The organism is bacterium (assembly GCA_035370465.1).
Classification (GTDB): Bacteria; Ratteibacteria; UBA8468; order B48-G9; family JAFGKM01; genus JAGGVW01.
Genome location: DAOOVW010000008.1, coordinates 10982 through 23401 on the forward strand (window position 1 = coordinate 10982; position 12420 = coordinate 23401).

The 12420-nt window shown below is 30.2% G+C and carries 12 protein-coding genes and 1 tRNA gene; 9 read left to right on the top strand and 4 right to left on the bottom strand.

Annotated elements, in window-relative coordinates; all coding sequences use genetic code 11:
* Together PLW95_02085 and PLW95_02090 are read left to right on the top strand one after the other, a co-directional pair.
* Positions 1–818: FtsX-like permease family protein (locus PLW95_02085; GenBank protein ID HOV21455.1), on the top strand; the 818-nt coding region annotated here is incomplete at its 5' end.
* A 185-nt stretch (positions 819–1003) separates the two neighbouring features.
* Positions 1004–2986 carry a peptide transporter gene (locus PLW95_02090; protein HOV21456.1) on the top strand — a complete coding sequence of 661 codons (1983 nt, stop codon included), beginning with the start codon at positions 1004–1006 and terminating at the stop codon, positions 2984–2986.
* Here PLW95_02090 and PLW95_02095 read toward each other — a convergent pair.
* The 4 genes from PLW95_02095 to PLW95_02110 form a co-directional block, all read right to left on the bottom strand.
* A complete protein-coding gene (locus tag PLW95_02095) occupies positions 2983–4377 on the bottom strand; it encodes an MBL fold metallo-hydrolase (protein ID HOV21457.1) in 1395 nt (464 codons plus the stop codon). The two genes, PLW95_02090 and PLW95_02095, sit on opposite strands and share 4 nt — an antisense overlap.
* Positions 4378–4407: 30 nt before the next feature.
* A tRNA-Arg gene (locus PLW95_02100) sits at positions 4408–4482 on the bottom strand.
* A 200-nt stretch (positions 4483–4682) separates the two neighbouring features.
* Positions 4683–4892, bottom strand: a complete 210-nt coding sequence (locus PLW95_02105; GenBank protein ID HOV21458.1) for a DUF2283 domain-containing protein — start codon at positions 4890–4892, stop codon at positions 4683–4685.
* Positions 4889–5164: a DUF4258 domain-containing protein gene (locus tag PLW95_02110; protein HOV21459.1), complete on the bottom strand. Its 276-nt coding sequence runs from the start codon at positions 5162–5164 to the stop codon at positions 4889–4891. The genes PLW95_02105 and PLW95_02110 overlap by 4 nt, the downstream gene beginning before the upstream one ends.
* A gap of 541 nt (positions 5165–5705) precedes the next feature.
* Between PLW95_02110 and PLW95_02115 the strand changes: the two genes are divergently transcribed.
* From PLW95_02115 to PLW95_02145, 7 genes are all read left to right on the top strand, one after another.
* On the top strand, positions 5706–6989 hold the full coding sequence (locus tag PLW95_02115; protein HOV21460.1) for a sialidase family protein: 1284 nt from the start codon (positions 5706–5708) through the stop codon (positions 6987–6989).
* Positions 6990–7327: 338 nt separating this feature from the next.
* Positions 7328–8530: a tyrosine--tRNA ligase gene (gene tyrS, locus PLW95_02120; GenBank protein ID HOV21461.1), complete on the top strand. Its 1203-nt coding sequence runs from the start codon at positions 7328–7330 to the stop codon at positions 8528–8530.
* 2 nt (positions 8531–8532) lie between these two features.
* On the top strand, positions 8533–9186 hold the full coding sequence (locus PLW95_02125; GenBank protein ID HOV21462.1) for a class II aldolase/adducin family protein: 654 nt from the start codon (positions 8533–8535) through the stop codon (positions 9184–9186).
* On the top strand, positions 9186–10031 hold the full coding sequence (folP, locus tag PLW95_02130) for a dihydropteroate synthase (protein ID HOV21463.1): 846 nt from the start codon (positions 9186–9188) through the stop codon (positions 10029–10031). Before PLW95_02125 ends, folP begins: the two co-directional genes overlap by 1 nt.
* Positions 10012–10455 carry a Holliday junction resolvase RuvX gene (gene ruvX / locus PLW95_02135; GenBank protein ID HOV21464.1) on the top strand — a complete coding sequence of 148 codons (444 nt, stop codon included), beginning with the start codon at positions 10012–10014 and terminating at the stop codon, positions 10453–10455. Before folP ends, ruvX begins: the two co-directional genes overlap by 20 nt.
* Before the next feature lie 160 nt (positions 10456–10615).
* Positions 10616–11632, top strand: a complete 1017-nt coding sequence (locus PLW95_02140) for a Gfo/Idh/MocA family oxidoreductase (GenBank protein HOV21465.1) — start codon at positions 10616–10618, stop codon at positions 11630–11632.
* A gap of 11 nt (positions 11633–11643) precedes the next feature.
* Positions 11644–12420, top strand: coding sequence for a sugar phosphate isomerase/epimerase family protein (locus tag PLW95_02145; protein ID HOV21466.1), 777 nt, complete (start codon positions 11644–11646; stop codon positions 12418–12420).

A 12420-nucleotide genomic window follows, 5' to 3' on the forward strand; every position in this document is an offset into this window, starting at 1 on the left:
TAATTCCAATTTTAATTGCTGCTTTAATTGTACTTAATACAATGTTAGGTTCTGTTTATGAAAGATTAAGAGAAATTGGGACTTATAGTGCAATTGGGCTTGCTCCTGTGCATATTGCTTCTTTATTTCTTGCTGAATCACTTGTCTATGCTGTTTTAGGTGCAGTTGCAGGATATTTATTAGGACAGATTCTTTCAAAAATTTTAATGGCAACAGACCTTTTAAAAGGGCTTGTTTTAAATTATTCTTCAATGTCTGCTGTATTTTCAACAATAATAATATTTATAACTGTAATTCTTTCAACAATTTATCCAGCAAGAAAAGCATCTCAAATGGCTGTTCCTGATGTCACAAGAAAATGGATTCTGCCTGAACCAAGGGGAGATAAGTGGGAATTTGAATTTCCATTTACAGTAAGTCAATATGAAGTTTTAGGACTTGTTACATTTCTTACAGAATATTTTAATTCTTTTCAGGATGTTTCACTTGGAAATTTCTATACAAATGGAGCAAAACTTATATATGAAAAACATCAATCAGGAAAGAAAAAATATATTTTAGAAACAGAAATATATCTTTCACCTTTTGACCTTGGAGTAGGTCAAAACTTCAAAATGGTTTTAGAACCATTAGGACAATATGACTTTTATACTATTAATTTAGAAATGGAAAGAAAAAGTGGCGAGTCAAATGATTGGAAAAGACTTAACAGACGATTTCTTGATAATATAAGAAAACAATTTCTAATATGGAGAACTGTTAGTTCAGAAATAAAAAAGGAATATACAAAAAAAGGGAAAGAACTTTTAAATCTATAAATGTAAAATGTAAAGAGTAAAGTGCGTTTTCCAGCATCCGTCACTTTTTGTGGAGGATGTAAAGTTAAAATGTAAAATTGAAAACGAAGAAGAAAAATTTAAAATTTTAAGTTATAATTTTAAACTTTACACTTTTAGTTTTGCATTATTAAGTTGTAATTTGCTACTTAAAAAGGAAGGTATAAATGGAAAATAAAATTAAAGATGACTCCTATCAGGTAGAAATTGAAGAACCATTTCAAGAGGGATTTAATAAGAAAACAGTTCTGGCCGCTCTTTTTATTGGATTTTTGATGCTTCCAGGTTCAATATATTTAGGACTTATTACAGGAGTTGGACTTGGAGGTGCTGCTCAATGGGTAACAGTTATTCTTTTAGTTGAAATTGCAAAAAGGTCATTTGTTCAATTAAAAAAACAGGAAGTTCTTATTATTTATTTAATAGCACATTCTCTTGTTGCTGCTGGAATTACTATCGGAACAGCAAGTTTAGTTTTACAGGGAGGTGCTTTTAGTGATTTAATATGGAAACAATATCTTGTTCAGTCACCTTATGCAGAATCATTTGGTTTAACACCACATATTCCTTCCTGGGCAGTTCCACCAGCTGGTTCAGAAGTACTTCTTAAAAGGACATTTTTAAGTAGAGTTTGGCTTATTCCAATTTTACTTATCATAATTCACAATGTACTTTTTAGAATTAACTATTTTTCACTTGGCTATATACTTTTTAGAATTACAAGTGATAGAGAAAAACTTGCATTCCCAATGGCTCCTGTAGCATCAGAAGGAGCAATAGCAATGGCTGAAGTAAGTGCTAAAAAAGATACATGGAGATGGAAAGTTTTTAGCATATCAGCAATGATAGGGGTAATATATGGCGCTTTTTATACTGTAATTCCAACTATAACAGGACTTTTAATGACAAAACCATTTCAAATTATTCCAATTCCATGGCTTGATTTTACTGAAAAAATTGGGTTAATTTTTCCTGCTGCTATTTTGGGATTTGTAACTGACCTTGGTTCTATTTTTACTGGGTTTGTTCTCCCATTTTGGGTTGTATCTGGGACATTTATTGGTTCTATTGTTGCCAGTGTCCTTTTAAATCCTATTCTATATAAAAGAGGAATTATAAAAAACTGGCAACCAGGTATGACTGCTGTGCCTGCAAATGTTGTATCACAGATGGATTTCTGGGTAAATATTATGATTGCTGGAGCAATAGTTGTTGGTATTATTGGTGTTGTTAGAGGATTGGGTAATTTTATAAAAACAAAAAATACGGTAACAACAGAAAAGAAACTTCCCGCTGGGAGAGGTGATTATCCAATACCTATTGCTTTTGGTATATGGTTTATTGCTACTTTAATTTACATAATAATATGCCATATTCTTGTTCCTAAATTTCCTGTAATTCTTTTTATATTTTTTGGTTTTATTTTAACTCCATTTTTAAGTTATACTTCTGCAAGGATGTTTGGAATAACAGGAGTAGCAGGTGGAAGTGATTTCCCTATGGTCAGAGAAGCAACATTTATATTAAGTGGTTATAAAGGTGCAGATATATGGTTTGCTCCAGTTCCATATTTCGTTATTGGAGGGCAGGTTCAAACATTTAAACAATTAGAATTAACAAGAACAAAATTTACTTCCTGGTATAAAGGTGAGTTTACTGCACTTGGCATAATGCTTTTTTGTAGTTTTCTTTTCTGGTCAATTATATGGAGAATGAACCCAATACCATCTTCAACATATCCTTTTGTTCAAAAAATGTGGCCCATGAGTGCAATATTCCAGAGTTTATGGGCAACAAGCACTCTTGAAACAGGACAGAATTGGATGATTAAAGCAATAAAACTAAAATATATTTCTGGTGGGGCAGGTATTTATTTTCTTCTTTACTTCCTATTTACTATTTTCAAATTCCCCATTTTCATGTTCTATGGAATTATTGGAGGTGTTGCCATGATGCCCCATTATGTTCTACCAATGTTTTTCGGTGCTCTCCTTGGAAAATTTTATTTTTCAAAGAAAATTGGTAAAGAAACATGGAGAAAGTATACACCAATAATTCTTGCTGGTTATGCATGTGGTATGGGACTTATAGGTATGATTTCAGTCGCAGTTGCTCTTATTGCAAAAACAATATTTCAAATAATCTTCTAAATATTTAATTCCTCTAAATAATCAGGGACATATATTGAAGAGGACAATTTTTCCTTTAAAAAAGAAGAAAATTCACTTATAACTTCTTCTTCTCCATGAATAAGGAATATATTTTTCACATTTTTAATTTTATCTATCCAGAAAAATAGTTCATTTCTATCAGCATGGGCAGAAAATCCATTTATACTTTCAACTCTTGCTTTTAATGGATAAAATTGTCCAAGTATTCTAATGTTTTCTTTTTTTTCAAGTATTTCTCTTCCAAGCGTTCCTTTTGCTTGATAACCAACAAAAAGTATTGTACATTCTTCTCTTGTTATATTTGTTATTAAATGATGTTTTATTCTTCCACCAGTACACATTCCACTACCTGCCATTATAATTGACGAACTTTTTATATGATTTATTGCTTTTGATTCATTAACACTTCTTGTAAATTTTAGAAGTGGAAAATCAAAAGGCGAATTTCCCTGTTTGAACATTTTCCTTGTTTCTTCGTCAAAATATTCAGTGTACTTTTCAAAAACCTCAGTAATACTAATTGCCATAGGACTATCAACAAAAACAAAAATATGAGGGATTTTATCTTCAATTAAAAGTTTTTTTAAAAAATAAAGCAATTCCTGCGCTCTTTCAATCGCAAAAGTCGGAATTACAACATTTCCTCCTTTTTGAACTGTTTCATTAATAATATCTCCAAGTTTTTCTCCTCCCTGATTTTCACTTTCATGTATCCGATTACCATATGTGCTTTCCATAAAAACAATGTCTGCGGAAGAAAAAAAAGTCGGGTCTTCTAAAATTACTTTATTCCATCTACCAATATCTCCTGAGAATATTATTTTTTTAATTTCTCTTCCTTCTTTAATTACCAGTTCTACCATAGAGGATCCTAAAATATGTCCTGCATCATGAAATGTAAAACTTATATTATCTGAAACTATAATTTCTTCTCTATATTTCTTTGGTCTAAATAAGGAAAAAACATTTTCTGCGTCTTCAATTGTATAAAGTGGGATTTCAGGAAATGGAGTTATTCTTCTTTCTTCCTGGTGTCTAATTCTTTTCTTTTCTGCATCTTCTTCCTGTAATTTCGCAGAATCAAGTAAAACAATTCTTGTAATTTCTTCTGTTGGATATGTACAATAAATTTCTCCTTTAAATCCATCTTTAACAATTTTTGGTAAATACCCACAATGGTCAAGATGTGCGTGAGTTAAAATTATAAAATCAATTGTATCAGGACTAACAGGTAAATCCTGCCAATTTCTATTTTTAAACTCTCTCTCTTGGAAAAGACCACAATCAATAAGAAACCTTTTTTCTTTTGTTTCAATAAGAAATTTTGACCCAGTTACATTTTTTCCTGCTCCAAGTATTTTTAATTTCATTACATTCCCCTTTTAATTATAACTTCATTGTGCCCCTGGCCCGACTTGAACGGGCGACACGCGGTTTAGGAAACCGCTGCTCTGTCCATACTGAGCTACAGGGGCATATTTTCGTAATATAATTACAACTGAAAGTTTGTAAATAAAAAATCCAATTTTGATTTTACCTTATTTTTATTTATTTTAAAAATACTGAATTGAGATATATTAAATTTTTATATGTTGAACACTGGTATCCTTGCGCAAAAAATTTTAGGAAAGAAGAATGGGTAAAATAAAATAGACACGATGGTAGAGTAGAAAGTTCAAACAGAAATTTTTTCTTTAGTTTCTATGGGGAGAAGTTTATCTAAATCAATATGTTTTGAAGCAGAAAGAATTTCAATACCAGCAATTTTCCCTCTTTCATCCATATCAATTGTTATATCATCTGTAAGATTTTTACATACTACTTCTTTTATATCTTTAAATTTCAAATACAAAACATCATATTTACTATCATAAGTTATTTTCATTTTCTATCCTCCCATTTTCCAAAATATACATAAACTGTAATAACTATCAACTGGTTCTTTTCTTCTTTATATATTACCCTGATTTTCTTTTGAGAGTAAAATTTATCCTGCCATTTTTTCCCATAGGGGGAAACCATCTCTTTTGCCTGTATGGAATATCTAACTTCATATCTTTGCCCTTTTTTAATTGTTTCTTCAACTTCTGAAATATTTGCTCCTCTGTTTTTAATTCTATCCCTGGCGTGTTCTATAATTATAATTCTTTTCCCCATTTTTATATTTTAATACATTTGGGGAAAATTTGAAAAGAAAAATTTCCTCTGTGCCAAATTGGAGTGTAAAAGAATGAAAAATTATGAAATATAGTGAAGAAAAAAAATATTTTAAATGCTTATCCTTCTTTGTTTTCCTTAATTTTCTTTAGTTTTTAGATTTTGGTTTTTTAGGTTTAGGAAACCGTTGTTCTGTCCATACTGAGCTACAGGGGCATATTTTCGTAATATAATTACAACTGAAAGTTTGTAAATAAAAAATCCAATTTTGATTTTACCTTATTTTTATTTATTTTAAAAATACTGAATTGAGATATATTAAATTTTTATATGTTGAACGCTGGTATCCTTGCACAAAAAATTTTGGTAGAGTGAAGGGGAAAAAATAAAATAGACACGATGGTAGAGTAGAAAGTTCAAACAGAAATTTTCTCTTTATTTGCTATAGAAATTTGTTATATAATACATTTCTAGAACAACCAAATAATTTTTGATAAAGAGAAAATAATAATATTCATATAAATATTAAAAAGGAGAAAAAATGGGTATTACAATAAGAAGAGAATTGTATGTAAAAGCACAGGATAAAAATATGTGTGAATGGCGTTCTCAAAAATATGTCAATGGGGAAGGACTAAAAAGAGTGGAAATTAGAAGTTTAGAAGGAGAATCCGACTGGAGTAGTGGCTTATTTGAGAGATATTCTGATGATAATGGGCGTACATGGAGCCAATGGAAAGATATATATTCACAGGGATATGAAAAAAAAGGAGAAGATGAAATTTCCACTAACTATGGCTGTGAAACATATAATCCACAATATAAACATTTTGTATCACTTATGATGAACAGGATATTTTTAGGTGGACATACTCAGGCATACAAAAGATTTTGGGAAAAGGGCGAAGCAGGATTTATTGACCATTGTTTTCTATCAGTTCGTAACGATAAAAGCCAAAATAGTTCAGTGAAACTAATTAAATATGAAGAAGGGGCTGATTATGATCCTGATAACTGGCTTAACCCGGAATATATCACTCGTAATCGTGCTTATTTTGGATGTAATATTGATATTTTGAATAATGGAGAAATAATTTTCCCCATCGGTGCTAATGTTAAGGCATGTTGCCGTATTCTCTCCCTAAACATCAATGATATATTCCCTTCCTGCCCAGATATTATGTGTGGTATGATTGTAGTGCGTGGTATATTTAACCAATCTTCTGGAAACTATGATTTTATATTTTCTAAACCAGTTGTTATAAGTGATTTGAAATCTTCCAGAGGTATTGATGAACCTGCAGCAATATCCCTGCCATCAGGTAGAATTATTGCTGTATTCCGTGGAAGTAATGTTGAATGCAAGGATTGGAATACTCGTATAGAACCTGGCACTCCTTCACATAAATGGTATTGTTGGTCTGATGATGGTGGAAAAACATTCACTGACCCTGTTCCATGGCACTTTGATAATAGAGAGGTTTTTTACTCTCCTGCCTCTATTTCTAATTTTATCAAAAGTATAAGTAATGGGAAGATATATTGGATTGGGAACATTACTGGATATAATGCTTATGGAGGACATCCTCGTTATCCTCTGGTAATAGCAGAAGTTAATGAGAGAGGGCTACTTAAAAAAGAGACATTGACTATAATTGATACTAGGCAGGAAGGAGAAAGTAAAGAAGTGCAACTTTCAAATTTCAGTATTTTACAGGATAGAGAAACAGGACTTATAGAACTCTACCTAACAAAAATAGGACAACACGAAGGATATACATGGTGGGCAGATTGTTATAGATATTTTATTGATGTTAATAAATAAGGGATTTCGTCACATTTTAAACATTTAATATATCTTCTTTAACAAAAGTAATTTTTTCTCTATACATTACAAGAAATAATCAGAGAGAATTTTTGTTTTTCTCTCCCTTTATAAAATCCTATCATGATTTCTGAAGGAGCAGGTCGGAATGAATTTATTTATTGTTTTTACTCTATGTTTTTGTGTCCAATGGCTCCTTTGGACCTAATATATGGGTTTCACTAAGGTCTTACAATACATTTGGGGAAAATTTGAAAAGAAAAATTTTCTCTGTGCTAAATTAAAAAAGGAAAGTTGACCAGAAATACCTTATAAAGTAAAATTTAACTACTATGGACATGAATAAAATTGAGGAAAAATTTGAAATTATTAAAAAAAATACTGTTGAAATAATAAATGAGGATGAATTAAAGAAGAAAATAAGAAAGTCAATAGAGGAAAAAAGACCATTACGGGTAAAATATGGAATTGACCCAACTGCTCCTGAAATACATTTAGGTCATACAGTTCCAATAAAAAAACTAAGGGACTTTCAAAGATTGGGGGATAAAATTCTATTTCTTATTGGTGATTTTACTGCAAGAATTGGAGACCCAACTGGCAGAAAAGAAACAAGACCTATCCTCTCTGTTGAAGAAATTAAAAAAAATTTATTAAGATATAGACAACAGGTTGCAAAACTCCTTGATATTGAGAAAGTTGAATTTGTGTATAATTCTACATGGCTTGCTAAACTTAAACTTGAAGAAATAATAGAACTGACATCTATTTTTACTGTTGCTCAAATTCTTGAAAGAGATGATTTTACAAAAAGATATAAAGAAGGATATCCAATATATCTTCATGAATTTTTTTATCCACTTTTACAGGGATATGATTCTTATCATTTAAAAGCAGATATAGAAATTGGAGCAACAGAACAAAAGTTTAATTTACTTGCAGGAAGGACAATTCAGGAATTTTTTGGACAGAGTAAACAGGTTGTTATTACAATGCCTATTTTAGTTGGAATAGATGGAAAATTAAAAATGAGTAAATCATATGGAAATCATATTCCAATAGAAACAACACCTGATGAAATGTTTGGGAAAATTATGTCAATTCCTGATGACATTATGAAAGATTACTTTTTACTTCTTACAGGTATCCCTTCTGAAATTTTTAGTAAAAAAATAGAAGAAAACCCAAGACAGGCAAAGTGTTTTTTAGCAAAAGAAATTGTCAGAGAATTTTTTGGAGAAGAACAAGCAAGAAAAGCAGAAGATAAATTTAATAAAATTTTCAGAGATAAAGAAACTCCGGAAGAAATACCTGAATTTAAAATCCCTGCCGACCTTCTTGAAGATAGCAAAGTAAATGTCATTGATTTAATATATGCCTCTGGAATTATTAGTTCAAAATCAGAAATAAAAAGATTAATTTCCCAAGGTGGAATTAAAATAAATGGAGAAAAAGTAAAAGATACTGATTTTGTTTTTGAAGTAAAGGACGGACAAATTATAAAAATAGGAAAAAGAAAATTTCTGAAAATAAAGAGGTGAAAATGGAAAATATAAGAGAAAAACTAACTGAATATGGTAAAAAAATTGTAGAGAAAAAACTTGTTGCTGGCTCAGGTGGAAATATAAGTGCAAGAGAAGGAAATTTTGTTTATCTTTCTCCAAGCGGTTTTTTTCTTGATGATATAAAAAACAACGAGTGGGTAAAAGTTGATATAAAAACAGGTGAAATTTATGGAGAGTTAAAGCCAACATGTGAAATTTCAACGCATCTGGGTATTTATAAAGAAAGAGAAGATGTAAAAGTTGTTTTTCACACTCACCCACCATTAACAGTTGGGTTGATATCCTCTGGAATGGACTTTAAACCATTTTTTCCGGATTTTGTCGCTGTTTTAGGGAAAGAAGTTCCTGTAATTGATTATGTTCCACCAGGTGGAGAAGAAATGAGAAAAAGAGTTGTTGAAAAAATAAAAAATTCTAATGTAGTGCTGATAAGAAATCATGGTGCTATTTGTATAGGAGAAACATTTAAAGAGGCATTTGCAAGAGCATGGCTGGTTGAAGATACAGCAAAAAGTTTAATTGCCTCACTTATATCTGGTAAATTAAGGTATTTTACAAAAAAGGAAATTAAAGGAATAGAAAACCTTGAATCAGAAGATTACAGAAAAGCAATCCTTAAAAAAATGGAATAATGAAAGAAAAATGGAAAGTTGATAAAAAGAATATTTTATTAAAAAATGTCCTGATAGCAGGGATATTAAATATAACCTCTGATTCTTTTTATGATGGTGGAAAATTTATTGATATTGAAAAAGCAATTGTAAGAGGAAAAGAAATTATAAAGGATGGAGCGGATATAATTGATATAGGAGGAGAATCATCAAGACCTGGTAGTATTCCAATAAGTGAAAAAGAAGAAATTAAAAGAGTTATACCTGTAATAAAAGAACTTTCAAGTGAAAATATAATTATCTCAGTTGATACATATAAATCAAAAGTGGCAGAAGAAGCAATAAAAAATGGTGCAAAAATTATAAATGATATTTCTGCTTTAGAGATGGATAGGAAATTAGTAAATATATTAAAAACAAGTGAGTGTGGGTATGTTTTAATGCATATGAAAGGTACCCCAAAAATTATGCAAGAAAATCCATACTATAAAGACACAATTGGTGAAATCACAGAATTCTTTAAAGTAAAATTAGAATATATTGAAAAAAATGGAATTGATATTGAAAGAGTTGTAATAGACCCTGGAATTGGATTTGGAAAAAGAGTTATTGATAATATCCTTATTCTAAAACATCTTGATAAATTCAAAAAATTTAAGAGACCTATTTTTATTGGAACTTCAAGAAAAGCATTTATAGGGAAAATTTTGAATTTAGAAGTTGAACAACGACTTGAAGGTTCTCTTGCAACAGTTGTTTATGCATACTTAAAAGGAGGTAGAATTTTCAGGGTTCATGATGTAAAGGAAACAAAAAGAGTACTTGATATTATACAGGCAATAGAAAATGAGAATATTGGGACTTGATATAGGGACAAAAAGAATAGGAGTTGCAATAAGCGATGAAAGTTGTACTATTGCAAGAGGACTTGGAATTCTTGAAAGAAACGGGAAAGAGATAAATAAAATTAAAGAAATAATTGAAAAATATAATATTGAAAAAATTATTTATGGACTTCCTTTAAGGATGGATGGTTCAATAAGTGGACAAACAGAATTAGTTATTTCCTTTATTTCAAAACTAAAAAACGAGATAAAAATCCCTTTAAAAGAATGGGATGAAAGATTGAGCACAAAAAATGCAGAAACAATTTTAATTCAAGCAGACATAAGTAGGAAAAAAAGAAAAAAACTTATTGATAAACTTTCTGCTCAAATAATTTTACAGAATTACCTTGATTCAAAAACCCTTGAAAATAAAACCATTGAGGATATAGAACATGAATATTAACTTGCTTGATAAAATTTTTCATGGAGTCAAAATAAAAATACAAAAAGTAAGAATAAAAAAGTGTTATTACTATATTCCCCTCTACACATTTTTGACTTTTTATGTATGACTGGTTATAATTCAAAAAATTAATAATTTAGCCAATTAAAAAGGAGATATTATGAGAAAAATTAAATGCGCAGTTGTTGGAACGGGTATTTTTGGCGAATTACATGTTGAAACATATGCCTCTTACGATAAGGCAGACCTTTTAATTATTTGTGATTCAAATGAAGACAGAGTAAAAAAAGTAAGTAAGAAATATAATGTAAAATATACTCTGGACTATAAAGAAGTTGCAGAAAATGAGGAAATAGAGGCAGTAAGTGTTGCAACTCCTGATTTTGCTCATAGAGATATAGTTGTTGAAATGCTCCAAAAGGGTAAACATGTTCTTGTTGAAAAACCAATGGCAACAAATGTTAAAGATGCCGAAATAATGCTTGAAGCCGCCAAAGAAAGTGGAAAAATTTTAATGATTGATTTCCATAATAGATTTAATCCTGCGTTTATTCAGACAAAAGAGAGATTTGATAATGGGGACTTTGGAGATATTGGAATGATTTATACAAGAATGAGTGATGCAATATCTGTCCCTCTAAAATGGTTTTCCTGGTCAGACAAAAGTGGTCCACAATGGTTTTTATTCCCTCATATTGTTGACCTTGTAACATGGATAAGTGGAGAAAAGGTAAAAAAGGTTTATGGTATAGGTAAAAAAGAAGTTTTAAAATCACATGGACTTGATATTTATGATACAGTAACAGGGATTCTTGATTTTGGAAAGTTTTATGCAACTGTTGAGACATCATGGATTATACCTGAGGTATGGACATCAATATGTGATTTTTATTTTAAATTAGAAGGAAGTAAAGGAAGAGTTGAAGCGGATTTTGGAGATATGGGATTGAAAATAGCATCTGATGTAAAAAAGACAATGGAAATTCCTTTATATACTGGATATATCCCAACTTATGGAAAATTACAGGGATTTCAACCACTACCAATTATGTATTTTATTGATTGTATACTGGAAAATAAGAAACCATTTATTACTCCTGAAGAGGGTTTAGAAAATGTAAAAATAATTTCTTCTATTATAAAATCAGTTGAGACAGGAAAAGTTGTTGAAATTTAAGGAGGATAAAAATGAAATTAGGAATAGTAACTTATCAGATTGCGGCTGATTGGGACATTGATACAATAATTGAAAAGTGTAAGAAATTAGGTTATGAAGGTGTGGAATTAAGAACCGGCCATAAACACGGTGTTGAAACAACTCTTTCAAAACAAGAAAGAGAGGATATTAAAAAGAAATTTCAAGAGAGCAATATTAAACTTGTTGGGCTGGGAAGTGTTTTTGAATATCATAGTCCCGATAAAGAAGAATTAAGAAAAAATATTGAAGGAACAAAGGAATATATAATTTTAGCCAAAGATGTAGGGGCAGAGGGAGTAAAAGTAAGACCAAATGCTTTTCCTGAAAATGTTCCAAGAGAAAAAACAATAGAGCAGATTGGTATATCTTTGAGAGAAGTATCTTCTTTTGCTGCCGATTACGGGATAAAAATACGACTTGAAGTTCATGGGAAAGAAACATCCTATCCTTATTATATAAAACAAATGATAAATATAGCAAACCATCAAAATTTATATATTTGTTGGAATTCAAACATCACAGATATTGATGAAACAGGTTCAATTGAAAAAAATTTTAACCTGCTTAAAGATAAAATTGATATATGCCATATAAATGAGTTATGTAATGAATACCCGTGGATAGAACTTTTTAAACTTTTAAATCGTATAAATTTTGATGGATTTTGTCTTGCAGAAATTCAGGCAAGTTCAGAACCAGATAGATTACTTTCTTATTATAAAGTTCTTTTTAACACTTATAATAAAATTGTTCAAACTGAAAAATAA

Excerpts from the sequence above, each read along its gene's own strand:
- PLW95_02090 (HOV21456.1), top strand. The coding sequence starts at position 1,004 with ATGGAAAATAAAATTAAAGATGACTCCTATCAGGTAGAAATTGAAGAA.
- PLW95_02095 (HOV21457.1), bottom strand. The coding sequence starts at position 4,377 with ATGAAATTAAAAATACTTGGAGCAGGAAAAAATGTAACTGGGTCAAAA.
- PLW95_02105 (HOV21458.1), bottom strand. The coding sequence starts at position 4,892 with ATGAAAATAACTTATGATAGTAAATATGATGTTTTGTATTTGAAATTT.
- PLW95_02110 (HOV21459.1), bottom strand. The coding sequence starts at position 5,164 with ATGGGGAAAAGAATTATAATTATAGAACACGCCAGGGATAGAATTAAA.
- PLW95_02115 (HOV21460.1), top strand. The coding sequence starts at position 5,706 with ATGGGTATTACAATAAGAAGAGAATTGTATGTAAAAGCACAGGATAAA.
- tyrS (HOV21461.1), top strand. The coding sequence starts at position 7,328 with ATGAATAAAATTGAGGAAAAATTTGAAATTATTAAAAAAAATACTGTT.
- PLW95_02125 (HOV21462.1), top strand. The coding sequence starts at position 8,533 with ATGGAAAATATAAGAGAAAAACTAACTGAATATGGTAAAAAAATTGTA.
- folP (HOV21463.1), top strand. The coding sequence starts at position 9,186 with ATGAAAGAAAAATGGAAAGTTGATAAAAAGAATATTTTATTAAAAAAT.
- ruvX (HOV21464.1), top strand. The coding sequence starts at position 10,012 with ATGAGAATATTGGGACTTGATATAGGGACAAAAAGAATAGGAGTTGCA.
- PLW95_02140 (HOV21465.1), top strand. The coding sequence starts at position 10,616 with ATGAGAAAAATTAAATGCGCAGTTGTTGGAACGGGTATTTTTGGCGAA.
- PLW95_02145 (HOV21466.1), top strand. The coding sequence starts at position 11,644 with ATGAAATTAGGAATAGTAACTTATCAGATTGCGGCTGATTGGGACATT.